The organism is Candidatus Sphingomonas colombiensis, assembly GCA_029202845.1.
In the GTDB taxonomy this organism is placed as follows: Bacteria; Pseudomonadota; Alphaproteobacteria; order Sphingomonadales; family Sphingomonadaceae; genus Sphingomonas; species Sphingomonas colombiensis.
Window position 1 is genome coordinate 3,425,551 of record CP119315.1, and the last position, 21,681, is coordinate 3,447,231.

At 64.1% G+C, this 21,681-nt stretch carries 36 protein-coding genes; 21 read left to right on the plus strand and 15 right to left on the minus strand.

The genetic code is table 11. The features are described from left to right. Positions 1-61: 61 nt before the first annotated feature. The 13 genes from P0Y64_16610 to P0Y64_16670 form a co-directional block, all read right to left on the minus strand. On the minus strand, positions 62-247 hold the full coding sequence (locus P0Y64_16610; protein ID WEK42941.1) for a hypothetical protein: 186 nt from the start codon (positions 245-247) through the stop codon (positions 62-64). Further along, a complete protein-coding gene (locus P0Y64_16615; GenBank protein ID WEK42942.1) occupies positions 244-1,194 on the minus strand; it encodes a hypothetical protein in 951 nt (316 codons plus the stop codon). The genes P0Y64_16610 and P0Y64_16615 overlap by 4 nt, the downstream gene beginning before the upstream one ends. Continuing rightward, the gene (locus tag P0Y64_16620) at positions 1,194-1,781 is read right to left on the minus strand and encodes a 3'-5' exonuclease (protein ID WEK42943.1); all 588 of its coding nucleotides are present in this window, start codon (positions 1,779-1,781) and stop codon (positions 1,194-1,196) included. The genes P0Y64_16615 and P0Y64_16620 overlap by 1 nt, the downstream gene beginning before the upstream one ends. After that, entirely contained in the window at positions 1,778-2,701 is a 924-nt protein-coding gene (locus P0Y64_16625; GenBank protein ID WEK42944.1) for a YqaJ viral recombinase family protein, read from the minus strand. The genes P0Y64_16620 and P0Y64_16625 overlap by 4 nt, the downstream gene beginning before the upstream one ends. Next, positions 2,698-2,988: a hypothetical protein gene (locus P0Y64_16630; GenBank protein ID WEK42945.1), complete on the minus strand. Its 291-nt coding sequence runs from the start codon at positions 2,986-2,988 to the stop codon at positions 2,698-2,700. Before P0Y64_16630 ends, P0Y64_16625 begins: the two co-directional genes overlap by 4 nt. After that, on the minus strand, positions 2,988-3,218 hold the full coding sequence (locus P0Y64_16635) for a hypothetical protein (protein WEK42946.1): 231 nt from the start codon (positions 3,216-3,218) through the stop codon (positions 2,988-2,990). Before P0Y64_16635 ends, P0Y64_16630 begins: the two co-directional genes overlap by 1 nt. Next, positions 3,215-3,457, minus strand: coding sequence for a hypothetical protein (locus P0Y64_16640; GenBank protein WEK42947.1), 243 nt, complete (start codon positions 3,455-3,457; stop codon positions 3,215-3,217). The genes P0Y64_16635 and P0Y64_16640 overlap by 4 nt, the downstream gene beginning before the upstream one ends. Further along, positions 3,457-3,708, minus strand: a complete 252-nt coding sequence (locus P0Y64_16645) for a hypothetical protein (GenBank protein ID WEK42948.1) — start codon at positions 3,706-3,708, stop codon at positions 3,457-3,459. Before P0Y64_16645 ends, P0Y64_16640 begins: the two co-directional genes overlap by 1 nt. Then, the gene (locus P0Y64_16650) at positions 3,698-3,826 is read right to left on the minus strand and encodes a hypothetical protein (protein WEK42949.1); all 129 of its coding nucleotides are present in this window, start codon (positions 3,824-3,826) and stop codon (positions 3,698-3,700) included. Before P0Y64_16650 ends, P0Y64_16645 begins: the two co-directional genes overlap by 11 nt. Beyond that, entirely contained in the window at positions 3,820-4,062 is a 243-nt protein-coding gene (locus tag P0Y64_16655; protein ID WEK42950.1) for a hypothetical protein, read from the minus strand. Before P0Y64_16655 ends, P0Y64_16650 begins: the two co-directional genes overlap by 7 nt. Further along, positions 4,062-4,334, minus strand: coding sequence for a hypothetical protein (locus P0Y64_16660; protein ID WEK42951.1), 273 nt, complete (start codon positions 4,332-4,334; stop codon positions 4,062-4,064). Before P0Y64_16660 ends, P0Y64_16655 begins: the two co-directional genes overlap by 1 nt. Beyond that, positions 4,331-6,010, minus strand: a complete 1,680-nt coding sequence (locus P0Y64_16665; protein ID WEK42952.1) for a hypothetical protein — start codon at positions 6,008-6,010, stop codon at positions 4,331-4,333. Before P0Y64_16665 ends, P0Y64_16660 begins: the two co-directional genes overlap by 4 nt. Before the next feature lie 178 nt (positions 6,011-6,188). Further along, positions 6,189-6,839 (minus strand): helix-turn-helix transcriptional regulator, encoded by a 651-nt coding sequence (locus P0Y64_16670; protein ID WEK42953.1) that lies wholly within the window; start codon positions 6,837-6,839, stop codon positions 6,189-6,191. 282 nt (positions 6,840-7,121) lie between these two features. Here P0Y64_16670 and P0Y64_16675 point away from each other — a divergent pair, with 282 nt between their 5' ends. Continuing rightward, positions 7,122-7,406 carry a hypothetical protein gene (locus P0Y64_16675; GenBank protein WEK42954.1) on the plus strand — a complete coding sequence of 95 codons (285 nt, stop codon included), beginning with the start codon at positions 7,122-7,124 and terminating at the stop codon, positions 7,404-7,406. A gap of 85 nt (positions 7,407-7,491) precedes the next feature. Here P0Y64_16675 and P0Y64_16680 read toward each other — a convergent pair whose 3' ends face one another. After that, positions 7,492-7,716: a hypothetical protein gene (locus P0Y64_16680; protein ID WEK42955.1), complete on the minus strand. Its 225-nt coding sequence runs from the start codon at positions 7,714-7,716 to the stop codon at positions 7,492-7,494. Here P0Y64_16680 and P0Y64_16685 point away from each other — a divergent pair. The 16 genes from P0Y64_16685 to P0Y64_16760 all read left to right on the plus strand — a co-directional run bounded on the left by P0Y64_16685 (position 7,715) and on the right by P0Y64_16760 (position 18,513). After that, positions 7,715-8,164: a hypothetical protein gene (locus P0Y64_16685; GenBank protein ID WEK42956.1), complete on the plus strand. Its 450-nt coding sequence runs from the start codon at positions 7,715-7,717 to the stop codon at positions 8,162-8,164. The two genes, P0Y64_16680 and P0Y64_16685, sit on opposite strands and share 2 nt — an antisense overlap. Then, positions 8,161-8,805 carry a hypothetical protein gene (locus P0Y64_16690; GenBank protein WEK42957.1) on the plus strand — a complete coding sequence of 215 codons (645 nt, stop codon included), beginning with the start codon at positions 8,161-8,163 and terminating at the stop codon, positions 8,803-8,805. The genes P0Y64_16685 and P0Y64_16690 overlap by 4 nt, the downstream gene beginning before the upstream one ends. Further along, complete coding sequence (locus tag P0Y64_16695; protein ID WEK42958.1) at positions 8,802-9,308, plus strand: hypothetical protein; 507 nt, start codon at positions 8,802-8,804, stop codon at positions 9,306-9,308. Before P0Y64_16690 ends, P0Y64_16695 begins: the two co-directional genes overlap by 4 nt. Next, positions 9,305-9,529: a hypothetical protein gene (locus P0Y64_16700; GenBank protein ID WEK42959.1), complete on the plus strand. Its 225-nt coding sequence runs from the start codon at positions 9,305-9,307 to the stop codon at positions 9,527-9,529. The genes P0Y64_16695 and P0Y64_16700 overlap by 4 nt, the downstream gene beginning before the upstream one ends. Further along, the gene (locus tag P0Y64_16705; protein ID WEK42960.1) at positions 9,526-9,780 is read left to right on the plus strand and encodes a DUF2312 domain-containing protein; all 255 of its coding nucleotides are present in this window, start codon (positions 9,526-9,528) and stop codon (positions 9,778-9,780) included. The genes P0Y64_16700 and P0Y64_16705 overlap by 4 nt, the downstream gene beginning before the upstream one ends. Continuing rightward, the gene (locus tag P0Y64_16710) at positions 9,777-10,217 is read left to right on the plus strand and encodes a hypothetical protein (protein ID WEK42961.1); all 441 of its coding nucleotides are present in this window, start codon (positions 9,777-9,779) and stop codon (positions 10,215-10,217) included. The genes P0Y64_16705 and P0Y64_16710 overlap by 4 nt, the downstream gene beginning before the upstream one ends. Then, positions 10,214-10,558 (plus strand): hypothetical protein, encoded by a 345-nt coding sequence (locus P0Y64_16715; GenBank protein ID WEK42962.1) that lies wholly within the window; start codon positions 10,214-10,216, stop codon positions 10,556-10,558. Before P0Y64_16710 ends, P0Y64_16715 begins: the two co-directional genes overlap by 4 nt. Then, a complete protein-coding gene (locus P0Y64_16720) occupies positions 10,548-11,816 on the plus strand; it encodes an AAA family ATPase (protein ID WEK42963.1) in 1,269 nt (422 codons plus the stop codon). Before P0Y64_16715 ends, P0Y64_16720 begins: the two co-directional genes overlap by 11 nt. 466 nt (positions 11,817-12,282) lie before the next feature. After that, the gene (locus P0Y64_16725; GenBank protein WEK42964.1) at positions 12,283-12,813 is read left to right on the plus strand and encodes a hypothetical protein; all 531 of its coding nucleotides are present in this window, start codon (positions 12,283-12,285) and stop codon (positions 12,811-12,813) included. Beyond that, a complete protein-coding gene (locus P0Y64_16730; protein ID WEK42965.1) occupies positions 12,810-13,019 on the plus strand; it encodes a hypothetical protein in 210 nt (69 codons plus the stop codon). The genes P0Y64_16725 and P0Y64_16730 overlap by 4 nt, the downstream gene beginning before the upstream one ends. After that, entirely contained in the window at positions 13,016-13,522 is a 507-nt protein-coding gene (locus tag P0Y64_16735) for a terminase small subunit (GenBank protein WEK42966.1), read from the plus strand. The genes P0Y64_16730 and P0Y64_16735 overlap by 4 nt, the downstream gene beginning before the upstream one ends. Further along, a complete protein-coding gene (locus tag P0Y64_16740; GenBank protein WEK42967.1) occupies positions 13,519-13,896 on the plus strand; it encodes a hypothetical protein in 378 nt (125 codons plus the stop codon). The genes P0Y64_16735 and P0Y64_16740 overlap by 4 nt, the downstream gene beginning before the upstream one ends. Further along, on the plus strand, positions 13,896-14,141 hold the full coding sequence (locus P0Y64_16745; GenBank protein ID WEK42968.1) for a hypothetical protein: 246 nt from the start codon (positions 13,896-13,898) through the stop codon (positions 14,139-14,141). Before P0Y64_16740 ends, P0Y64_16745 begins: the two co-directional genes overlap by 1 nt. 1 nt (position 14,142) lies before the next feature. Beyond that, positions 14,143-15,477, plus strand: a complete 1,335-nt coding sequence (locus P0Y64_16750; protein WEK42969.1) for a phage terminase large subunit — start codon at positions 14,143-14,145, stop codon at positions 15,475-15,477. Positions 15,478-15,520: 43 nt separating this feature from the next. Next, on the plus strand, positions 15,521-17,425 hold the full coding sequence (locus P0Y64_16755; GenBank protein ID WEK42970.1) for a DUF1073 domain-containing protein: 1,905 nt from the start codon (positions 15,521-15,523) through the stop codon (positions 17,423-17,425). A 212-nt stretch (positions 17,426-17,637) separates the two neighbouring features. Then, positions 17,638-18,513 carry a hypothetical protein gene (locus P0Y64_16760; GenBank protein ID WEK42971.1) on the plus strand — a complete coding sequence of 292 codons (876 nt, stop codon included), beginning with the start codon at positions 17,638-17,640 and terminating at the stop codon, positions 18,511-18,513. A 1-nt stretch (position 18,514) separates the two neighbouring features. On the opposite strand, the gene P0Y64_16765 is transcribed toward P0Y64_16760, so the two are convergent. Continuing rightward, positions 18,515-18,730: a hypothetical protein gene (locus tag P0Y64_16765; GenBank protein ID WEK42972.1), complete on the minus strand. Its 216-nt coding sequence runs from the start codon at positions 18,728-18,730 to the stop codon at positions 18,515-18,517. Positions 18,731-18,776: 46 nt separating this feature from the next. Here P0Y64_16765 and P0Y64_16770 point away from each other — a divergent pair, with 46 nt between their 5' ends. Genes P0Y64_16770 through P0Y64_16785 form a run of 4 tightly spaced genes read left to right on the plus strand, consistent with a single transcriptional unit; the run spans position 18,777 to position 21,628 of the window. After that, on the plus strand, positions 18,777-19,913 hold the full coding sequence (locus tag P0Y64_16770; GenBank protein WEK42973.1) for a DUF2213 domain-containing protein: 1,137 nt from the start codon (positions 18,777-18,779) through the stop codon (positions 19,911-19,913). Between the two features lie 12 nt (positions 19,914-19,925). Next, a complete protein-coding gene (locus tag P0Y64_16775) occupies positions 19,926-20,381 on the plus strand; it encodes a hypothetical protein (protein ID WEK42974.1) in 456 nt (151 codons plus the stop codon). A gap of 14 nt (positions 20,382-20,395) precedes the next feature. Then, positions 20,396-21,337 (plus strand): DUF2184 domain-containing protein, encoded by a 942-nt coding sequence (locus tag P0Y64_16780; protein ID WEK42975.1) that lies wholly within the window; start codon positions 20,396-20,398, stop codon positions 21,335-21,337. A 12-nt stretch (positions 21,338-21,349) separates the two neighbouring features. Next, a complete protein-coding gene (locus tag P0Y64_16785; protein ID WEK42976.1) occupies positions 21,350-21,628 on the plus strand; it encodes a hypothetical protein in 279 nt (92 codons plus the stop codon). Positions 21,629-21,681 lie beyond the last annotated feature (53 nt).

Below are 21,681 nucleotides of genomic sequence, written 5' to 3' on the forward strand. Positions count from 1 at the left end.
TCCTCTTGGCCGGAGGGAGCCTCGCTCAACCCCCGGCCGGCGCGGGGGGAATTGTCGCGGTTCATAAGATCACCGCCGCGACGACACCGGCCAATGCGGCCCAAAGAACCGCGCCGGCAAACGGCGTAATCAGAACCCACCGGCTCGGCTGCTCGAAGGCAGGCTCAGCCCGCTCGCGCTGCATGTCGGTCATGTGGCCCGGCGTCGTCCAATCGCGGCCGGTGCGGATGATGCGATGACTGGTCATTCATCACCGCCGTCATGCTGGTCGCCGTGGTCTTCGTCGGCGCGACCTTCGTGAGCGATGGGATTATCGTCGGAGAGCGCCCCGTCGTTCGACTGGATCGCGTCCTGCAACATGTCGAGCTTGCTCTTGCTCGGTGCGGCTCCTTCGATGCGAGGAAACTCATCCTCCGCGCTGATCTCATTGCGCGCGATGCTTTTGTAGCTGATCTGGAGGTTGGCCAGATCGACGGCCGTGAAATTGCCGGTAGCCCCAAGTTTCGCTTCGATCCGCGACTTGTCGATCCCGATCTTGGCGAACGCGGTCAGTGCATCAGCAATCCGCTTCGTCAGCGGGACTTCGGCATTCCGGGTTTCGAGCGTGTTCCGACACTCATCGGATGCAGCCTGCACCAGATACTTCGGCAGCACCGCAAAGATGCACTCCCGTAGCCGGCGCGCGCCCATATTGGCATTATTCTCGTAGATATCTCGCACATCGGTCAGTCGCTCGGCCCCGCCGCGTTTATCGCGAAGATGCGGGACGATGAACGTCAGGCTGGCGCGCGAGTTCGTCTCAAGGTCCCAGGCAATCGCCATCATTTCCGACGAGCCGCCCTCATCATCGCGGCTCAATTCGGCGATTTTGTAATCGATATTGCCCCAGCAACGGGCCAGTTCGCGGGCGAGATGGATGGTTTCGCCGCTGACCGACTGGCCGCCGCGCGGGAATTTGAAGAAGGCATTCTCCGCAACCTCACGAGTACGGCATGATTCCAGCGCCTCGTTCAACGCCCGAGCCTTGTCACGCGGATGGCTTTGCGCGACCACGACCGCCGCCTGCACCTCCGCAATGGCGCGAGACTGCTCGATCGTCGTTGCCTGCGAACGGGCGACGCCGCGCGATTGGCCGCTCGACCCGAGAATATCGGCGGCGGTACGCGGACGCTCTGCGATTGCTTGGCTCGCCATTATGCGGCTCCTTCAAGGGATTTCAGGTGGAAGAAAACGCGCTGGCACGCGACGACGTCGATCATCGCGTCGTGCGCGCCATCGAGAGGCTCGTTGAAGAAATGGAGGATGCATTCCTCCAGCTTCGGCGGCTTCGGCTTGTCGAAACCCGCCGCGAGCATCCGCTCGGTTGGCGGCAGGTTAACGATCGGGCTGGCTGCCTCCATCGTGCAGAACAGCGACTTCGTCAGGCGGCGCACCTCGCCATGGCGACGGAAGATTTCCGCCTCGACGACGCCCTTGTCGAACTTGATGTTGTGAGCGACGACCGTGTCAGCGAGCCGGTAGAGATGACCGAACATCTGCATCGCGATTTCCGGCTCGATCCCGCGCGCATCTGCAATCTCGGTCGTGATGCCGTGGACGCTCGACGCCTGAGCGGGGATCGGCACGCCGTTGTCGATGATCGTCGACATGCTCATGACAGCGGTGCCATCATCCTCTGTCAGCAGTGCCGCCAGTTGGACGATATGAGGCTGCGAAGGATGGTTGACCGGCTGGCGTTCGTTGAAAAAGCCAGTGGTTTCGGTGTCGAAGAACAAGATCATGCCGCGACCTCGCGAACATCGAAGCGCCGGTATCCCCGCCGCCCCTTGATGATCTCACCCACCTTCGCCTCGCGATCCGGCGTGCCCTTGGTCATGTTCGCGCCGATCCGATACGACGGCAGCAGCGCCTTCCCGGCCGTGCCGATGCGCTCGATCAGCCGGGTTTTTGCGATCTCCATCTCGGCTTCGGCGGCATCGCGGCGCGCCTTGGCGGCCATGAAATCAATCGCATCCTGTTCGGCATCGAGGTTCTCACGCAGGTCGGCGATTTCCTCGGTCGGTTCGCCCAGCGCTTCCACAAGCGTCTTGCCGTCGCGGCTGTAATCGACGGGCGGCTCCTCGCCGGATTCAACGGAGCGCCAAAACTCGGCGACACGGCTTTCGATCTCGGCATAGAGCGACGGGCGGAAATCGTAGCAGTGACGCTCAAGCGCATTTCCGCCCACGAGGACGATCACGTCGCCCCACAAGACGCCATCTAGACCCTGGTACGTCAGGTTCTGGAGCAGATAGTGCAGCGGCGGCTCGTCGCCCCACTTCTTGCGCTCCAGCCAATCAACCATCTTTGTTTCGAGGATGCCGGGGCCGCGCTCGGGGCAGACCACCCGGCGATCAGGATGGCCGCCAAGTCCAGCGCCGTTCGTCAGGCGCTTGACCTGCTCGCGATCAGTATACCCCCAGCGCTCCTTCGCGCCCTCGATGATCGAGGCTTCCAGCTTGACGCCCCAATAGGACCGCTCGTTGACCGGCTGGCCGTCGATCACTTCGTTGAAGGCCGGCGTCGCGATCGTGCCGCGCTTGCGGTGCCACAGCTCGAATTTCGTCAGCCATGGATTCGTGTCGAACAGCGCCGCCACTTCGGAGGCGCCGACGACTGACGCGCGGAAGGCGGCGTCGGTGAGGTTCGCCGGCGCGTTCATGCTGCACGAACCTGAGCAGCCGCAGACGGGTGCCGGACGATCTGCCCCTTTCCGTTGCGGACGTAGGTGGTGGCGAGTTCCGCCCGAAGCCGATCGTTCTCGACCTTGAGCGTTTCCGCTTCTTCCTTCAGCCTCATACCGGCTTCGCGGAGATGGCTGGTGTCATCACGAAGGCGCACGAGCTCCGCGTGTTCGACCATGCGACGGGCCGCCAGACGTTCCGCTTGAGCACGGGCCGCATCGCGCTGGGCGAGAATGACAGCGTGCGTTTTCTTCAGTACGATCATCACATTCCACTCCAGTTGATTGCCCCGCGCGGCAGCACGGTGACGATGGCATCGCCGACGATGACGAGTTTCTGCCCGGTCCCGAGCTTCACGATCGGCGCGCGCTCGCGGATGGCGATTTCGATGATGCGGCTGTGCTGGCGGATCGCGGCGATGGCCTCGTCCAGCGTCAGGCGCGGGTTGACGCGCTCGACGTAACGGGCGGCAGCGTTGTGGGTGACGCAGATCATTGCGTCTCGCCTTCCAGATGAGCGGCAAGCGTCGCGATGGCGCTTCGGCCGTCGCGATCGAGATGGGCCACGATATCGTAGGACTGCTGGCACCAGCCGGCACCCGGCCAATACAAGGCGATCTCCCAGACCTTGGAGAAGAACCGAGCCTGATCCTCGCCAACCATGCCGGCGAACACAGCCGCCAGTTCTTCCGGCGTGAGATCGGCGATCTCGATCGTGCGCGTGAGCGTCGCCATCACGCCGCCTCCAACTCAGGAGCGGGAACCGCCGGGTTCCGACGCTCATTGAGTTCTGCAATGGCGCCCGCGACTGCGGCACTCGGGCTGTCGGCGATTTTCTGCACGCCGATCCGGTCCTCGTTGATGAAAGCTTGCGCTGTCGAGCACCAGAAGAACTCTTCCGGATCGTTGCTGCTGCGGAGGATCGATACATCCAGCGAGGCCAGATCGTGTTCGCGCATTAGGGCGAGAAACTGGTCAGAGAGCATCACGAAAATCCTTGCTCTTGAGGAAAGACGCGGCCGGCTTGGCAGACCAGCAAAAGACCCACACGGTGATGCCGGCACCGGCTGCGAAGATCGCGACCGCGAAGAAATAGCTCAGCATCCCATCGCCTCCCGAATCTGGCCCAGCGAGACGCCGGTCTGATCGAGCAGCATCGCGTCGAGTTCGGCACGGAGCGCGAAGATGCGATCGTCGAGCCTGTCCCACGCGGCGAGCTGGTCGTCGTTGAGGTTCGGCGCGTTGGAGACGAAGGCGTCGACCGATGCGCGGGCGTCACGGAGATCGCGGCAGATGGTCGCTGCGTCGCGGGCCGGGGTGAGCTTGAGGACGGTGGCCATTATGCCGCCCTCCCCGCTTCCGACGCCCGGATCAGCGCGAAATACGCAACGTCCCACGCCTTCTGCGCATCGCGCGTGGCGAACTCAGCGGCGAACGCATCGACGTATTCGCGGCGCTGCTCAGCAGTGGCCGGAGCCACCGCACGCATCCGCACAATCGCAGGACGCGGGCCACGCTGGCGGGTGATCTCGTCAGTCGCCCACGCCGCGATGGCGTTGCTGCGGGCGATGGCTGCGGGGCCGGATGCGGCGATGGCGAACGGCGCGTTCACGCTGCCACCTCGACCACTTCGATCGTCGCGACGAACAACTTCGCCCGCGCATCGTCACGGCTCGCACTGCCCCAATGCGCCAGTGCCCGTTTCGCCGTCCACGGACCGCGACAGCCGGCAAGGTACTGCCCGGTATCCGTCTGGATCAGCGCGTATACACCGTCGCTCGCAATCGCACGGTAGCGGGTAGCTTCGCCGGCTTTACTCCACCACGCGGTGGGGAATTGGAGACTGGTTTTACCGCTCAGGTCGAGCGAGCCGTGGATGGTGAGGCCCTCGGGCAGCGCGGTGATCTGCGTGCCGCTCAGGTAGAGCGAGCCGTGGACGGTGAGGCCCTCGGGCAGCGCGGTGATCTGCGTGCCGCTCAGGTCGAGCGAGCCGTGGATGGTGAGGCCCTCGGGCAGCGCGGTGATCTGCGTGCCGCTCAGGTCGAGCGAGCCGTGGATGGTGAGGCCCTCGGGCAGCGCGGTGATCTGCGTGCCGCTCAGGTAGAGCGAGCCGTGGACGGTGAGGCCCTCGGGCAGCGCGGTGATCTGCGTGCCGCTCAGGTAGAGCGAGCCGTGGACGGTGAGGCCCTCGGGCAGCGCGGTGATCTGCGTGCCGCTCAGGTAGAGCGAGCCGTGGACGGTGAGGCCCTCGGGCAGCGCGGTGATCTGCGTGCCGCGCAGGTCGAGCGAGCCGTGGATGGTGAGGCCCTCGGGCAGCGCGGTGATCTGCGTGCCGCTCAGGTAGAGCGAGCCGTGGACGGTGAGGCCCTCGGGCAGCGCGGTGATCTGCGTGCCGCTCAGGTAGAGCGAGCCGTGGACGGTGAGGCCCTCGGGCAGCGCGGTGATCTGCGTGCCGCTCAGGTAGAGCGAGCCGTGGATGGTGAGGCCCTCGGGCAGCGCGGTGATCTGCGTGCCGCGCAGGTCGAGCGAGCCGTGGATGGTGAGGCCCTCGGGCAGCGCGGTGATCTGCGTGCCGCTCAGGTAGAGCGAGCCGTGGACGGTGAGGCCCTCGGGCAGCGCGGTGATCTGCGTGCCGCTCAGGTAGAGCGAGCCGTGGACGGTGAGGCCCTCGGGCAGCGCGGTGATCTGCGTGCCGCTCAGGTAGAGCGAGCCGTGGACGGTGAGGCCCTCGGGCAGCGCGGTGATCTGCGTGCCGCTCAGGTAGAGCGAGCCGTGGACGGTGAGGCCCTCGGGCAGCGCGGTGATCTGCGTGCCGCTCAGGTAGAGCGAGCCGTGGACGGTGAGGCCCTCGGGCAGCGCGGTGATCTGCGTGCCGCTCAGGTAGAGCGAGCCGTGGACGGTGAGGCCCTCGGGCAGCGCGGTGATCTGCGTGCCGCGCAGGTCGAGCGAGCCGTGGATGGTGAGGCCCTCGGGCAGCGCGGTGATCTGCGTGCCGCTCAGGTAGAGCGAGCCGTGGACGGTGAGGCCCTCGGGCAGCGCGGTGATCTGCGTGCCGCTCAGGTAGAGCGAGCCGTGGACGGTGAGGCCCTCGGGCAGCGCGGTGATCTGCGTGCCGCTCAGGTAGAGCGAGCCGTGGATGGTGAGGCCCTCGGGCAGCGCGGTGATCTGCGTGCCGCGCAGGTCGAGCGAGCCTTTTACCACCGCATTCGCGGGAAGCTCGCCCTTGAGCGCAAGCCGTTCGGCGCGGGCGGGCGTGTATTCGTTTGCGGTGTCGGGTGCGGTTGCCATCGGGCGTCCTCATCGGTTGATGAGGGCGACAATACACCAACGGTTTATATCGTCAACACCGGTGGTGTATTTTTTTAAGCGAGACGATTTCGCTTTCCTACCCGTCGGACGGTATGCTTAATATTGTTGCTATTATGTTCGACGGGTGGGGCAGAGTAAGTGGATACGGAAGATATAATCAGTTTGGCTTTGACCCGACTTGTGAGTGCCAAGCAGTTTGCGCCGCCATCCGAGAGCGCAGCAGAGCGTCGCCTTCGTTTGGAAGCGCTATCAGGATCCGTAGAGCTTCTTGAACGGCATCGGAAATCAATGCGACCCGATCGGCCGACAAACCTTCCAACTCAAGCAACCTGTTCACAATCGGCGTTATTTCAACAGGGCCGCTATCACTAAGCCCTAGCAGGTAGTCGGTCGATACGCCGGTCGCTTGTGCCAGGCGAACGAGCGTTTCAACGTCCGGCAACGTCCCGCGTTGAAGGTAGTTGCTTAGGCGCTGGGGCGTGATCCCCGCGCGTCGGGCCACTTCGACCTGGCGGGCGCCAGTGCGCGTGACCGCCTCTCTCAATCTATCGCGAATATCCAGCATCCCTTCTAGGGAGACGGTGTCATCTTGTATTGCCATAAATAATAGGCCTTGAAGAATATACACCCCCGGTGTACGCCATGACGCATGAGCATGCGACATGATGATAGTGCGCTGATCGATGCCATCGACCCAGCCATTTTGCGAACAAATTTCGACCTCACGCCCCAGCGTCTGCACAACTGGCGCACGCGCGGCATCCCCGGTGAGTACCGCGCCGCCTGCGCGCAGCTCGCCATGCTTCACGGGGTCGCCGTTCCGGCTGGGTTTCTCACGCCTCGCGCCCGCAAGTTGGGGGCCGCCGCATGACCCCGCGCTACACCAGCACGGGGAAGCAAGTCCTCTGCGACGGCGCGCATTTCGCCGACGCGCGCGATCCTGACGCAGCGGCGGAGATTGTGGGGGCGATGGAGGCCATCCCCTTCACCGCGTCCGATCAGGCGGAGGCTATCCGCTGCTACGTGGCGTCGCGGGCAGACCCGGAGCAAACATCCCTTCCGCCTCATGAAGCGCAATCTGGAGGATGTGATGAGCGTCCTCGCTAGCCCCCGGCACGGCATATATGCCCTCGAGCGCGGAGCACACCATTTCGCGTCGCTCGCGCATGAGGGTGTTCGTGTTGAACACGGCCACGATGATCGCGCGCAGGGCGACGCTCTGGGCGAGGTTCTGCGCTTCGAGGGTGGCGATTCGCTGCTCAAGGGTTCGTCGATCCATCCCGCCAGCCTGACGCGCTGCGCCCCCTGCGGCAAGCCCGTCTGCGGCTGCCCTGACGCGGTGTTCGCGGGCGTGATGCCGGGGCGGCGCGCATGAGTGGCGCCCTCGTCTCGATCGTCGCCGTCGTCGCCTACGTCGCGATCGTCGGCCTGATCTGCCGCTTCTTCTACGCGTCGCGTGGTCACGACGACGAGCCCGGCATCTGATGGCCTTCGCGCTCTCCCCATTCGATCTCCCTGCCGGCGATAGCGATGCCGCTGGCACCACTGGCGGCCGGGGTCCGGTCCAGTTCTCCGGCCGCCATTTTGTCCACCGCGATACGCAGTCCATCGAGCGCGGCCGCGAGCGCGCAGCAGAACACGATGGGCTGGCCGTTTCCTCCTTCCACAGCGTCGAGGTAGATCATGTCCGATAGGCTAATCGTCCGTCCAGCACGGTTAACTTCCGCTTCTAAGCTTATCGACACGCTCGCCGAGAGCCTGTCGGAGATCAAGGAGCAGGACGAGCTGACCGACGCCGATCTCGGCGGGGCACTCGGCAAAGGCGCGGATCAGGGCGCGAAATACCGCACCGGCCTGGCGGAGATGGGCCTCGTCGCCTTTCTGCGCGGCTGCGAGCGCTGGAACGGCCGGTTCGCCAACGATGTGCTCGCGCTGATCGGCGTCAAGCTGGTCCCCATCCATGCCGGCGAGGCCAATGGTCAATCGCTGCAAACGCGCCTCGCCAAGCTGATGCTTGAGGTGTCGGTGGCCATGGAGGACGGAATTCTCACCGAACTCGAGATTCACCGGATGCAGCGCTCGCTGGTCGAGGCTGGTGAAGCGATCGACGCGCTTCGGGAGAATGTGGCATGAGCCAGAACCGCTCCACCGCCGTCATGCAGCGCCGCGCTGAGCCGCACGATTCGCTCGACGATTTCCCAACGCCACCATGGGCCACACGAGCGCTGTGCGAGTTCCTTCGTGACGAGGATCTTGTGCGCCCCGGCATGTCGTGCCGGGAGCCCGCTGCCAATCGCGGTCATATGGTCGCGCCGCTCTGCGAAACCTTCGACGAAGTCGACCCGAGCGACGCCTACGACTACGGCGTCGGTTTCCCCGTCCGCGATTATCTGTTCGGCCCGCTACCCGAAACTGTCGATTGGACGATTACCAATCCGCCGTTCCGTCTCGCTGAGCAGTTCATAGAACGGGCGCTCGCGAGCAGCAGGATCGGCGTCGCTATGATTGTGCGGGCTGCCTTCTTGGAGGGCGTCGGGCGGTTCAATCGCCTGTTCTCGGCTCACCAGCCAACGCACGTGCTTCAGTTCACCGAGCGCGTCGTGATGCACAAGGGCAAGCTCTCGGCGACCGGCTCCACCGCGACGGCCTATTGCTGGATCATCTGGCGTCCCTCGTCGGTCGGCACGATGGCACGACCATCGGCGCGATTAGGTTGGATCGCGCCCTGCCGGAAGCGGCTTGAGCGGGCCGCCGATTACGAGGTGGCCGCATGACCGAGGCCCCGCAATACCTCGTCCGCAGCCTGTTGGAGAAGTTCGGCCCCGAAACCGTCGCGGTGCTGATCACTGAAAACGGATACGATCGCGTGCCGGTTAGCCGCTTGAAGCGCCAACGCGCCAAGATGGTAGCAGCCGGTCAGGCCAAGGTTCTGACAGGTGGCGGCGATCGTCCCTTCACGCCGCCATCTTGCAGCGAGTGCGATGGGCCGGTGGGCTCGCGCAACACGTCGGGTCGCTGCCGCGCATGTGCAAATCGCGTGACAGCCGCAGATCCATCGTTCGGTGAAAAGGTCAGCGATGGTATGGCTCGCGCTGGGCATCGGGGGACTCCGTATCGTCCCAAGAAACGGGCGCCGGCTTATCGCGGCTGTGATGGCCTGACTGAAGCCATCACCGCGCTTTACGCGCGCGTCGCTCGCGAACATTGTTGCTCGGTCGAAGCGGCTGCGCTGGTGCTGAATTATAGCCCAGCCCAGCTTGAGAAGATGGCCGCATGAGGCCGCGCTTCTCGAACGCCAGCAAGGCGGAATCCGTTCAGTCAGCGACGACGCGGCTGATCATGCTGCTCGCGAACTGTTCGGACGCGGCGCTTGCCGGGTTCACGGTCGATCATCTGGTCGCGACGCATCGGGTCGATCGAAACCGCGCGAAGTACGAGCTGACGATCGCCCGGCAGCGACGCACCGGGCAAATCTCAAACGAGGGAATCCAGTCATGAGCGATATTGTCGCCGCCGACGAATTGCGCCTGCTCGTTGAGCGCATCGAGCGCCTCGAAGAAGAGAAGAAGGCGTTCGCCGACGATCTCCGCGATGTCTATGCTGAGGCCAAGAGCCGCGGCTACGATGCCAAGACGATCCGCAAGGTTGTCGCGCGCCGGAAACTCGACCGGAACGCCGCACAAGAGGGTGACGCTCTGTTCGCCACATACTGCGCGGCGCTCGGCATGCAGTTGTCGTTCGACCTGTGAACGCGCTCGCTATCTTTGATGCGCTGGAAACGCCGCTCGATCCCGAGCCGCGATTTCCTGTCGAGCCGCCGGACGGTCGACGTGATGTTGCGGAACTCCCACGGCAGACCGAATTCCTACGCCTGATGCGGCTTGCTGGCCCTTCCGTCGAGGTCCGCGCCTATCCGAACGCCGGGAAGCGTAACCCGCGCCAGGCGATCAGCGAGGGCATCAAGTCCGGTGTGTTCGATATCGCGTGCTGGTGGAACCGCGGTCATGCCATGATCGAGTTCAAGGGCTACTCCCAACGCCGGGCCGGAGAGCTCTCCGCAAACCAGATCGATTTCGGTAACTGCCTCCACGACATGGGCTTTCCCGTCGCGTGCTTCTTCACGCCTGAAGCGGCTGTCGCGTGGCTCGCGGATATCGGGGCGCCAGTGCGTCGCGTGCACGGATGAACGCCCCTGCCCGCATCACGCCGCTGCGCTTGGTCCAGCCCGACGAGACAGAGGCGGAGGCCGCATATCGTCGGTCGATCAGCATCCATTGCCCAGAGCAGGATGAGGTCACGATGGCTGCGCGCGTCGCGCTCGCGATGATGCGGGACAAAGCCGCGTTGGGCATCGCAAAGGGTGCCAAGCCGAGCGCGGCCGTGCTGCTGCATGAAGTCAACCGGATCGCGGCGATCTACGTTTTCGCGCCCGCCAAAACGAGCGAGCTCATGCGCGTCGGTTCCGCGCTCAATTTCACGATCGAGGCCGCCCGCGCATTGGAACGGGCTGTGCCGGATGGACGATGATATGACGCCGGACGATCCCGACAACCTCAACGCCTATTGGGACTCGATACCGGCGCCGACGCAGGACGATGCCGGCGCCCCTCCTCCACGGCTGCGCGTGGTCGACGAGTCGTACGAGCAGGACGAGCCGCAACGCTGCGTCAAAGCGACCCCGTTCACATGGCGACCGACTGCTGACATCCCCAAACGCGAATGGCTCTACGGGCGCCACCTGTTGCGCAAATTCGTGTCGCTCGACGTAGCCGCCGGTGGGGTGGGCAAATCCTCGCTCAAGATCGGCGAGGCGCTCGCCATGGCATCCGGGCGCGATTTCTACGGCAAGGGCCTGCCAGAGGGACCGCTCACTGTCTGGATGTGGAACCTCGAAGATCCGCACGATGAAATCGAGCGCCGCCTTCACGCGACGGCCCAACGCTTCCACATCAAGGCCGAGGAACTCGACGGTCGGCTCTATGTCGACAGCGGGCGCGACCAGCCGCTCGTGATCGCAACGGAAGGCCCAGACGGCGCGATGATCGTCCGACCCGTTGTCGACGCGCTCATCGCCGAGATGATCGAGCGTAAGATCGACGTGCTTCAGGTGGACCCGTTCATCAGCTCGCACGCCGTCTCCGAGAACGACAATAACGCGATCGACATCGTTGCCCGCGAATGGAACGTTGTCGCCGAGCGCACCGGTGCCGCGATCAATCTCGTCCATCACGTCCGCAAGCAGAACGGTGAGGCCGCGAACGCAGACAGCGCCCGCGGTGCTTCGGCCTTGATCGGCAAGGCGCGCTCCGTGCTCGTCTACAACCGCATGACGGCCGAAGAGGCGAAGGAACTCGGCGTCGAAGACAGCGAGCGCCGCTTCTTTTTCCGCGTCGACAACGACAAGGCGAACCTCGCACCGCCCGAGGCCGGCGACTGGTATCGCATGAATAACGAGGACCTGGCGAACGGCGACAGCGTCGGCGTGGCCTGCTCATGGAGCCCGCCCAGCCTGTTCGAAGGCATGAGCGCGCGGCACCTCTACGCTGTCCAGAAAGCCGTCTCTGATGGTCAATGGCGCGAGAACATCCAGACCAAGAATTCATGGGTCGGCGTCCCCGTCGCATGCGCTCTCGGGCTCGATGTAGAGCAGGAAAAGGACCGCAAGAAAATCGCCAAATTGGTTCGCGCTTGGATCAAGGAAGGTGCGCTTGAGGTTGTCGAAATGGAAGATGATCGGCGCCGTCCGCGCAAGTTTGTGGTCGTCGGGAAGTGGGCAGAACTGTGATGCTCCACCTCGAAAATAGGCGGTGGAGCAATGTGGAGCAGGTGGAGCGGCTGCAACCCCTGAAATCTGCTCCACCACCACCACCCCCGTGTAACGGGGTGGGGTGGTGGAGCAGTGGAGCAGGGTCGGATTTCAGCGGTGGGTCGAGGTGGAGCAAAATGGAACGGGCAATGAACCATGTCGAATTCGAAACTACGCCCCTCATTGGCACGACACTCAATCTTGATTCCCAGCGATATGACATGGAGGCAGTCCATCCTCATGTCAGGCAGGACGGGTCACCGTCTTCGATCCTGATCTGGCGGACCGAGTGCCCGAAGTGCGGCGAGAGTTTTACCGTCACGTCAGGGTTGGTGACGAAGGCCCTTAATCGCCGATGCGGTGACTGTAAGCGGTCCGGGGCGCCGATCAGCAGGAAGCGCGGTCGCACGGTCGCTGTGAAGGTCGTTCCCGCGGGATGCTCGAAATGACCCCCGCCCTCCCCAACCTAGCCCTGCCCGTCACCGAAACATTCGAGGACTGGTCCAATCTCGGCCGCCGCCTGTGCATGGGTGCCCGCACGATCAACTGGCTGATCGGCGACTGGCTGATCGAGGGATCGGAACGGTTCGGGGAGAAGGCTCGTGATGAGGCGAACCAGATCTTCCGGAGCGACGTGGATAGGTTCGGCCCGATCGTCGACACGTGCCGACGTTTTACTGAACCGCGTCGCCATCCCGCACTGACGTTCGGGCACCATCTCGCAGTCATGTCGATCGCGGATGACACGGAGGCGGACGGGTTGCTCGCGAAGGCTGAGACGGAGCGGCTCACGACGGCAGCGCTCAAGGCAGAGGTCCGCCTGACGTTCCACCAGCCGCGCATGCTGGAGGACGACGATCCCGAGGACACGGCGATGCGGCACATCGCCCAGGCATGGAACCGGGCACCGAAGGCATCGCGGGAAGCCTTCATCGAACTGGCGCAGGAATCTCATCTGGGGGTGATTGATCTATGAGTGTTGCACATCGTCCGAACGTCGTCGCCACCGCCGACCCGGCCGAAGTCCGCGACGTGTTCCTGCGTCTCGGTTGGCGCGGGCTCGAGCGGAATTACGGGTCGTCGTCGCCGGTATTGATGCAGCTGATCGCGAAGGCCGGGGGACCGGAATTGCTGGCGGAACGGGCTGCGGTGCAGTCGTGTGGGCGGAGGGCTGGGAAGTGACGCCGAAGCAACAGCGGTTCGTCGAGGAATACCTCGTCGACCTCAACGCCACGCAGGCGGCGATCAGGGCCGGGTACAGCGCCGATACCGCCTATTCGATCGGGAATGAGAACCTGAGCAAACCTGAGATTGCCGAGGCCATTACGGCGGCCAAAGCGGAGCGGTCGAAACAGACCGGCATCGACGCCGCATGGTTGCTCACCCGCCTTGCCGATGAGGCCGATGCGGACCTAAGCGACCTGTACGATGAGGCAGGCGCGCTCAAGCCGGTGAAAGACTGGCCGCTGATCTGGCGCAAGGGCCTCGTCGGCGGGGTCAAGGCCATCGAGGAGCGCGACGAGAACGGGGACATCATCGGCATGATCCGCGAGGTGAAACTGTCCGATCGCGTGAAGCGGCTGGAGCTGATCGGGAAGCACATCGATGTGCAGGCGTTCCGCGAGCAGGTGGCGCAGACCGGCACGATGGCGCTGGTCGTCAGCAATGAGGACGCGGGGCTGTGAGAGGCAAGTTAATCGCTGCAGCCGCAGCCGCAATCGACAAGGCCGACGTAGGCTACAACCTCCGGCTGACCCGACTCGTTGATGGCGAATCGACTTACACGCTCACCTACAGTGATGGCACGGCGCCGATCGAGTTTGACGATATCAGCGACGGATATGCCCATATCGCTGAACGCAAGTACCGCGCGATGGCGGAAGCGGCGGTGGAGGCGGTTATCGCTGGGCTTCGTGACGGTTTCGATGCCGGTCGATTTTCCGAGTGGGAGAGCAAGGACTTGGCTGCACAGTGTCGCATGCAGGCGCGCGATAGCCTTGATCCCGAGTACAGCCAGTTCATGTCCGCGCTCGCAGATCGCTTGTCGGGAGCGTCGTAATGCTTTTCGACGCCTTGCCGGTCTTCCCGGTCACCTTGCCCGACGATGAACTAGCGCTTCTTTCAAGGATGGAAGGCAGCAACTGGCCCGATCAAATCGAGGTCGAGTGGCAGGACCGCGCCGCGGCGCGCCGCCTCGAAAAGAGTGGCCTGATCAAGATCAGTCGGCAGAAGATGGACCCTGTAGCCATCGAGCCGGACTGGTTCGCGGGCAAGCTTCCGACCGCGGGCATTCGCGCCGCCTGACGTGACCGCCACCCTCACCCCCCGCCAACGCGAAGCCAACCGACTCCTAGCCGGCCCGGCCCGCAATATCATGCTGCGCGGCGGATCGCGTTCGGGCAAGACGTTCCTGCTCGTCCGCGCCATCATCCAGCGCGCCATCAACGCGCCCGGCTCCCGTCACGCGATATTCCGTTTCCGGTTCAACCACGCGAAAACCTCCATCTGGGCGGACACGCTGCCCAAGGTACTGAAACTGTGCTTCCCGACGCTGCGGGCGCGGTTCGACAAGACCGATTTCTACGTCGAGCTGCCGAACGGGTCGCAGATCTGGATCGCGGGCCTCGACGACAAGGAGCGCGTCGAGAAGATACTCGGTGCGGAATACGCGACGCTGTATTTCAACGAGTCTTCACAGATCCCGTGGGGCTCGATCGAGACCGCCATGTCCCGCCTCGCGCAGAAAGTCGCGCTGGCACCGGAGATCGCAGCGGCGACCGGCCGGACATATCTCGCGCTCAAGGCGTATTTCGACTGCAACCCGCCGAGCAAGCTGCACTGGTCGTTCCAGCTATTCCGGTCGAAGCTGAAGCCCGGCACGAAAGAACCGCTGCCGAACCCCGACGATTACGTCGAGATGAAGGTCAACCCGTCCGACAACCGCGAGAACCTACCCGAGGAATATTTCGAGGTGCTGGGGTCGATGTCGTCGGCCAAGCGGCTACGGTTTGAGGCTGGGGAATGGGCCAGCGAGGTCAACGGGGCGCTGTGGGCGCTGGAAGATCGCAAGGCCGATGACGGCAAGGTGATCCCAGGCATCGACGCGACCCGCGTTACCGACGTGCCGGATTTCGTGCGCGTCGTCGTCGCGGTCGATCCGTCCGGCACCAAGGGCGACGGTATGGGCGATGACGTGGGGATCATCGTTGCGGCGAAGGCAGTCGATGGCCGCGCCTATGTGCTGGCGGACCGGACGTGCAATCTCTCGCCGGAAGGATGGTCGCGCCGTGCGATTGAGGCTTATCGCGAGTTCGGGGCTGATCGGCTGGTCGCGGAACGAAACTTCGGCGGTGCGATGGTGGAGGCCGTCGTCCGCGTCGCCGATCGCAACGTCAGCTACAAGGAGGTGATCGCGACGCGCGGCAAGGTCGTCCGCGCCGAGCCTGTCGCCGCGCTATACGAGCAGGGACGCGTGTCGCACGTCGGGTCGTTCGGCGATCTTGAGGATCAGATGTGCAACTTCACGGCCGGCGGTTATGTCGGCGAGGGGTCGCCGGATCGGGCTGACGCTCTGGTGTGGGCGCTTACCGAATTGATGCTTGGCGTTGAGGGCTATGATCTTGCGGCCCTGCTAGGCTAACCCACCGTAATCCCGGCCGCGACGCATCCATACCGTCGCGGCCATGTCGCAGCCCACCCCGTCGCGCGTCGGGCGCCTGTTCGATGGTCTCGTAAATCTCGTATCCGGCGCCGGCACGACCGCCGACAAACGCATGGGCGCGTTCTATGCCCAGCGCATCTCCGATCCCACCCAGATCGAAACCGCCTACCGCACATCGTGGATGATGCGGAAGGGAATCGACCTCCCCGCCTCCGATATGACTCGCGAGCGCCGCGAATGGCAGATCGACGAGGACGCGGTCGACAAGATCGAGGAGGAGGAGGAGCGGCTCGGTCTCTGGCCGAAGCTGACACAGGCGATTGTCCTCGGTCGCCTCGGCGGCGGTGCGATGATCCTCGGCATCGCGAACGACGATCCGTTGACCCCGCTCGATCCGGCGCGCGTGAAACAGGGCGGCCTGATCTACCTCCACGTCCTCAACCGCTGGCAGATCGGGCTTGGCGAGGTGATCACCGATCCGGCGGATCAGTTCTTCGGCGAGCCATCATATTTCGAGCTGTCATTCAGCGGCGGCAAGCAGGTCCGCATCCATCCCAGCCGCGTCGTGCCATTCAAGGGCAAGCGCGTGCCGAGCCTGATCGGCCGGCGCGATAACGACTGGTATTGGGGTGACAGCGAGTACGCATCGTGCATCGATTCGGTGCAGAATGCCGAGGCCGCGCTCAACGGGTTTGCCGCGCTAATCGAGGAAGCCAAGCTTGATACGGTCACAATCCCGGGCCTGACACAGACGCTCGCGACCAGTGAGGGCGAGGCGCTGATCCTCAAGCGCGTGTCGGTCGCCAACCAGATCAAATCGACGCACAACACCCGTATCCTCGATGGCGGGCGCGGCAAGGATAGCCCCGGCGAGACGTGGGAAACTCGTCAGATATCGTGGGCCGGGATGCCGGACATCATCCGCACCTATCTCTCGGTCGCGGCGTCTGCGTTCGATATCCCGGCCACGCGGTTCCTCGGGAAATCCGCTGATGGCATGAACGCGACCGGCGAAGGCGACGAGAAGAACTATCGCGGCAAGATCGCGACGGATCAGGGTGATCATGTCCGTCCGGCTTTGAGGCGCATCGACGCCGTGCTGCTGCCATCGGCCGGCGTGATGCTCGATGCTGAGGCGAATTACGTCTTCCCGCCTCTGAGTAAGCCAACCGACGCCGAGAAGGCCGACACCTTCAACAAGCGGATGACGGCGATCGTCGCGTTGCAGGGCACGGGGGCGATTCCTGAGCCCGCGTTCTCGAAATCCGTCCAGCATACCGCCGTCGAGGAAGGCTGGCTCGCGGGCCTCGACGGCGCGCTCGCCGAGACGCCCGAGGACGAGCGGTTCCCCAGCGATATCGCGGAAACGAAGGGAGGTGATCCAGCATCTGCCGATGGGACGGGTGGCGATGGAAGCGCGCCCGTCCGTCGTGCCGTGGGGGATGCCGCACCGCGCACGCTCTACGTCCGCCGGAACCTCATCAACGCTGCTGACGTCATCGCATGGACGAAGAAGGCCGGCTTCGACACCACCCTTCCCGCCGACGATATGCACGTCACGGTCGCCTATTCCCGCCAGCCGCTCGACTGGATGCAGATCGAGGCGGACGACTGGAATCAGAACACCGATGGCACGCTGACCGTACCGCCCGGCGGTGTCCGGCTGATCGAGCGCCTCGGCGATTCCGGTCAGGCCGTCGTGCTGATGTTCGGGTCGTCGAAGCTCTCGTATCGGCATGAGCAGATCGTGCGCGCCGGGGCCACGTGGGATCATCCGGAATATCAGCCACATGTGACGATCACTTGGGATGCGCCGGCGGGGCTGGACGTGGCTGCGCTTGAGCCATTCCGGGGTGAGTTGCGGTTTGGGCCGGAGATTTTCGAGGCGGTTGATGAGGACTGGCGCAAGGGGGTGAGTGAGGAATGACGATCGAGGTCATCAAGCGCGGCGTGCTGCCCGAAGATCAGCCATACGAAGCCACGTGCAGAAATTGCCATTCGCAGATCCGCTTCCTCCGCTCGGATGCCCGTCTCACATTCGACCAGCGCGACGGCGATTTCCTTACGGTCGCTTGCCCTGTCTGTGGGAAGGCAATCCACACAGCGGCGCGCAGGCTTCCGCCCCTATCCCGGTGATCCGTGCCCACCACCCAGCCAGACCCCGCCAACACCGCGAACGACCACCGCGCGGAGATAGCCGCCGCGCTGCTCCTATCCCTACGCCGCTACGATCTCCGTGCCATCATCAAGTCGGCCGGAATCAAACCCCGCCCCTTCCGCCGCATCGAGCCAACCGAGGCGCTGCGGTCTGAAATCGCCGCTCCGTATTTCGCGCTGGTCCGCGCCTGGCAGGCCGAGCAAGCCGCGATCATCGCCGCATATTCCGCCGTGCTGCCCGCGCGTGGTCAGCCGCTCCCGGCCGGCGCCTCCGCGCAGATCCAGCGCGAGATTGACGCGGCGGCCAACCGCATCGGCCGCCAGCTCGCGTTCCTGAGCCGTCGATTCCCCGGCGCGCTCGCATCGCTCGATCGCTGGCACGCCCGCCAATGGGATCAGCGCATTCGGACGGCGACGGGGCTGGACGTTTCCGCGTTCACTTCCGCAAGCGATACCCGCGCCGTCACCAGCAACGCCGTCGCCCGCAATGAGCAACTGCTCGGTCAGGTGCATGTCGAGACGAAGGGCAAGATCGCGGCGGCTCTGTTGGGCGCACTGACGATCGCGGCGCCAGCAGCGTTTGCGGCTGGCGAGTTCGCGCGGGTCACGACGACCGCGAAGAAGCGCGTTGCCCGGATCGCGGTGGACCAGGCGGACGGGATATCGGCGGAAATGGATCGGGCGCGGCGCACGGCTGCCGGGCTTGGGCGGTTCCGCTGGCATCATACCGACCAGCCGCGACCACGGCCGGAGCATCTGGCGCGGGATGAGCGGGTTTATTCACAGAGCAATGCGCCCAACGACAGGGCCGGGATTCTTCCGTTCTGTAAATGCTGGGAAGAGCCGCTCTGGGATTGAATCAGAGTGCAATTTTAACCAACCCGGCGTCGCCAGAATTTTCCCATAAACCGCAAAAAACGAGCCTGAAATTCTGGGCAGTGCCTCGTGAACCTACGCAGACAAGACCTTCAACCTGATGCTCGATGCGCTCAGCAGCGAGATTGATCTCTTGCATCAATCTGCCGCGTTCCCACCAGCCGCGCGCGGGAACCTCAAATTCTTCGCGTATATTCATCTACCCGCCGTAATCGCAAACCTCCGTTCCCGCTATCCCGCCGGGCATGCTGTTCCAAGACCGCGCCCTAATCGACGGACCGGCCCGCATCACGCGGGAAGGCCACCTTGTCGCATCGGCGCGCGTCGCGAAGGCAAACAACATTCAGGATTACCGCGCCGACGAGATCGGCGAGGCCCCGAAGGCTGATGGCTCCCCTTATCGCATCTTCCGCCCAGAGGCGGCTGTGTTCGCCCGCGACGCCATCGCCAGCGCGACGCATCGTCCGATCACGATCACGCATCCGAAAGAGGATGTGAACGCCACCAACTGGAAAGCCCTATCGGTCGGCGACACCGGTGGCGAAGTCCTGCGCGACGGCGATTTCCTCCGCATCCCCGTGATGGTGATGGACGCGAAGGGCGTGAACGCCGCGCGCACGACGCATCAGGAATTTAGCCTCGGCTATTCCGCTGAGATCGACATGACGCCCGGCCGCTTCGGCGACGCCGAATACGACGGGGCGATGCACTCGATCCGCGTCAATCACCTCGCCCTCGTGCCGGCCGCCCGTGGTGGTGCCGAACTTCGCATCGTGGACGAGCGCCCCTCTCACCTCCGTGAGCATCTGGAGACTGCACCAATGAAGATCAGGATCGGCGACGCCGAGGTCGATGCGACGAACGGCGAGGCCGTCTCGATCGCAGTTCAGGCCCTCAACAAGAAGCTGGGCGACAGCGAAACCGCGCTCGGCACCGTCACCGCCAAACTCGCGGACGCCAGCACGGCGATCGAGGGCAAGGACGGCGAGATCGCCGCGCTCAAGACGCAGCTTGCTGACGCGCAGGTCACGCCCGCGAAGCTCGCCGATATGGTCAAGGCCCGCGCGGTGCTGATCGATGCCGCGCTGGCGATGGGTGTCGAGATCACCGACGCCGACAGCGATGCCGACATCAAGAAGAAAGCCGTCGCGAAGAAGATGGGTGATGCAGCCGTGAGCCTGTCCGATGCGGCGATCGATGGCGCATTCGCGGCGTTCGCATCTTCGGCCGGCGGCGAGAAGAAGCCCGACGTGCTGCGCGATGCGCTGGCGGCCCAGCCGATCACCATGAGCGATGCCGCCACCAGCTACGCCGAATCCCGCAACAAGCAGAAGCAGGCGCTGGCCGACGCATGGCGCCAGCCCTTCGCTGGCGAAGCCTGAGGAGCCGCGACCATGACCATCACCATCCAGAGCGCCTATCTCACCGACTACCAGCGCGGAATGCCCGGCATGTTGGCGGACGGCGCGACGCAGAACCGCATCAGCCGCACCGTTGAAGATGCCGCCGGTATCGCGTTCGGCAAGGCGGCCTTTCAGGGCACGACGGATCACGGCCTGACTGGCACGCCGGGGACTAAATTCCTCGGTGTCGTGATCGCCGACGTTGGCCTGATCACGCAGGTGGCCGCATCGCCGGATATCTTACCGCAGTATTCGACGCCATCGTTGCTCGACATGGGCGACATCTTCGTCACCACATCCGTCGCGGTCACTCCGGGTCAGCCCGTCTTTGTGACGCCCGGCGGCGCTTTCACCAACGTCTCGACCAGCAACACCGCCATCCCGGCGACGTTCCGCGAGACCGCCGCAATCGGTGCGCCTGTGCGCATCCGCATCGTCCAGCAGTAAGGGGGGCATCAACGATGTTTCGTGATTTCCGTGATGCCCAGCAGGCGGCATCTTTCGTCAATCCGTCGCTCTATCGCACGCACTCGTTCATCGAGCAGCGGTATCCGTCATTCGATTTCGCTGGGCTGGTGCCTGTCAACACCGATGGCGACATGTGGGACGTGGGCACGCTGGTCTATTCCGGCGATATCGCAGGCGCTGCGGACTATATCGGCCGCAAGGCGTTCGATATCCCGAACGTGTCGGTCAACTTCTCGCAGGGGTTGAGTAACTTCCACCTTGCCGGTGCCGGATATGAACTGTCGCTCGGCGAAGTGAACCGCTTTGCCCGGATCATCACGCAGAATCCTTCGGGCACGGCGTCGCTCGGACAGCGTAAGGCGAACGCGGCGAACATGGTCGCGGCGAAGTTTGTCTACGACCGCGCTATTCGGGGATCGACCGAGAAGAATTTCACCGGCCTCGTCAATGATGCGCGCGTGCCGACCGCGAGCGCACCTAACGGCTCGTGGGCCACCGCAACCCCGGCGCAGATGCTGGCGGACGTGAACGCGGCCCTCAACGACGTGATCGTGAACACCAAGGAGACGGCAATGCCGAACTCGCTGGTGATCCCGACGTCGAAGTTCCTGACAGCGAACAACGCCCAACTGCCGAACACCCCCACGTCGGTGCTGACGTTCCTCGCGCAGAACAACAGCTACACTGCGATGACCAAGCAGCCGCTCGACATTCGCCCGAGCCGCGAATTGGAAACCGCCGGCAGCAGCGGGACCGGCCGCATGGTCGCCTACGAGAAGAACCCCGACAACATGGAGTTCTTCTATCCGGGAATGTTCGAGTTCATGCCGGAATTCCCAACATCCTCGATGACGTGGCGGGTCGATGGCGTAATGAACGTCGGCCAGCTCGAAATCTATCGCCCGAAGACGGTCACGTACCGCGACGGCTTGTAAGGGAGCAAGGCAGTGAAGAGCTTCACCAACCACACCGCCGGCCCTCGCGGGATCAATCTGCTGGCAGGGGGCACGCGCTGGCTTGAGCCGGGCGAGACCGTCGAACTCGATCCCGAAGCGATTGCGGGCGCCGTTCCCGATCTCGGCCACGCGCCCTCCACCAAGGAGGATCGCGCGCTGAAGGCCGAGAACCATAAGGCCCTCGCCGACCTAAAAAAGCAGGTCGATGACCTGACGAAAGACCGCGACGCGCTGAAGGCTGAGAATGAGAAGCTCAAGGCCAAGGCATAAATCCGCATTACGCGCGGGGACGGGCCGCTCCGCCAATTGGTGGGGCGGCCTTA

What these genes read in the sequence shown, in the direction of transcription:
- P0Y64_16685 (WEK42956.1), top strand. Translation starts at nt 7,715, where the DNA reads ATGTCCGATAGGCTAATCGTCCGTCCAGCACGGTTAACTTCCGCTTCT.
- P0Y64_16630 (WEK42945.1), bottom strand. Translation starts at nt 2,988, where the DNA reads ATGATCGTACTGAAGAAAACGCACGCTGTCATTCTCGCCCAGCGCGAT.
- P0Y64_16610 (WEK42941.1), bottom strand. Translation starts at nt 247, where the DNA reads ATGACCAGTCATCGCATCATCCGCACCGGCCGCGATTGGACGACGCCG.
- P0Y64_16695 (WEK42958.1), top strand. Translation starts at nt 8,802, where the DNA reads ATGACCGAGGCCCCGCAATACCTCGTCCGCAGCCTGTTGGAGAAGTTC.
- P0Y64_16780 (WEK42975.1), top strand. Translation starts at nt 20,396, where the DNA reads ATGTTTCGTGATTTCCGTGATGCCCAGCAGGCGGCATCTTTCGTCAAT.
- P0Y64_16640 (WEK42947.1), bottom strand. Translation starts at nt 3,457, where the DNA reads ATGGCGACGCTCACGCGCACGATCGAGATCGCCGATCTCACGCCGGAA.
- P0Y64_16725 (WEK42964.1), top strand. Translation starts at nt 12,283, where the DNA reads ATGACCCCCGCCCTCCCCAACCTAGCCCTGCCCGTCACCGAAACATTC.
- P0Y64_16715 (WEK42962.1), top strand. Translation starts at nt 10,214, where the DNA reads ATGAACGCCCCTGCCCGCATCACGCCGCTGCGCTTGGTCCAGCCCGAC.
- P0Y64_16645 (WEK42948.1), bottom strand. Translation starts at nt 3,708, where the DNA reads ATGCTCTCTGACCAGTTTCTCGCCCTAATGCGCGAACACGATCTGGCC.
- P0Y64_16635 (WEK42946.1), bottom strand. Translation starts at nt 3,218, where the DNA reads ATGATCTGCGTCACCCACAACGCTGCCGCCCGTTACGTCGAGCGCGTC.
- P0Y64_16775 (WEK42974.1), top strand. Translation starts at nt 19,926, where the DNA reads ATGACCATCACCATCCAGAGCGCCTATCTCACCGACTACCAGCGCGGA.
- P0Y64_16665 (WEK42952.1), bottom strand. Translation starts at nt 6,010, where the DNA reads ATGGCAACCGCACCCGACACCGCAAACGAATACACGCCCGCCCGCGCC.
- P0Y64_16650 (WEK42949.1), bottom strand. Translation starts at nt 3,826, where the DNA reads ATGCTGAGCTATTTCTTCGCGGTCGCGATCTTCGCAGCCGGTGCCGGC.
- P0Y64_16655 (WEK42950.1), bottom strand. Translation starts at nt 4,062, where the DNA reads ATGGCCACCGTCCTCAAGCTCACCCCGGCCCGCGACGCAGCGACCATC.
- P0Y64_16730 (WEK42965.1), top strand. Translation starts at nt 12,810, where the DNA reads ATGAGTGTTGCACATCGTCCGAACGTCGTCGCCACCGCCGACCCGGCC.
- P0Y64_16765 (WEK42972.1), bottom strand. Translation starts at nt 18,730, where the DNA reads ATGAATATACGCGAAGAATTTGAGGTTCCCGCGCGCGGCTGGTGGGAA.
- P0Y64_16745 (WEK42968.1), top strand. Translation starts at nt 13,896, where the DNA reads ATGCTTTTCGACGCCTTGCCGGTCTTCCCGGTCACCTTGCCCGACGAT.
- P0Y64_16615 (WEK42942.1), bottom strand. Translation starts at nt 1,194, where the DNA reads ATGGCGAGCCAAGCAATCGCAGAGCGTCCGCGTACCGCCGCCGATATT.
- P0Y64_16690 (WEK42957.1), top strand. Translation starts at nt 8,161, where the DNA reads ATGAGCCAGAACCGCTCCACCGCCGTCATGCAGCGCCGCGCTGAGCCG.
- P0Y64_16705 (WEK42960.1), top strand. Translation starts at nt 9,526, where the DNA reads ATGAGCGATATTGTCGCCGCCGACGAATTGCGCCTGCTCGTTGAGCGC.
- P0Y64_16625 (WEK42944.1), bottom strand. Translation starts at nt 2,701, where the DNA reads ATGAACGCGCCGGCGAACCTCACCGACGCCGCCTTCCGCGCGTCAGTC.
- P0Y64_16620 (WEK42943.1), bottom strand. Translation starts at nt 1,781, where the DNA reads ATGATCTTGTTCTTCGACACCGAAACCACTGGCTTTTTCAACGAACGC.
- P0Y64_16720 (WEK42963.1), top strand. Translation starts at nt 10,548, where the DNA reads ATGGACGATGATATGACGCCGGACGATCCCGACAACCTCAACGCCTAT.
- P0Y64_16700 (WEK42959.1), top strand. Translation starts at nt 9,305, where the DNA reads ATGAGGCCGCGCTTCTCGAACGCCAGCAAGGCGGAATCCGTTCAGTCA.
- P0Y64_16770 (WEK42973.1), top strand. Translation starts at nt 18,777, where the DNA reads ATGCTGTTCCAAGACCGCGCCCTAATCGACGGACCGGCCCGCATCACG.
- P0Y64_16675 (WEK42954.1), top strand. Translation starts at nt 7,122, where the DNA reads ATGAGCGTCCTCGCTAGCCCCCGGCACGGCATATATGCCCTCGAGCGC.
- P0Y64_16755 (WEK42970.1), top strand. Translation starts at nt 15,521, where the DNA reads ATGTCGCAGCCCACCCCGTCGCGCGTCGGGCGCCTGTTCGATGGTCTC.
- P0Y64_16680 (WEK42955.1), bottom strand. Translation starts at nt 7,716, where the DNA reads ATGATCTACCTCGACGCTGTGGAAGGAGGAAACGGCCAGCCCATCGTG.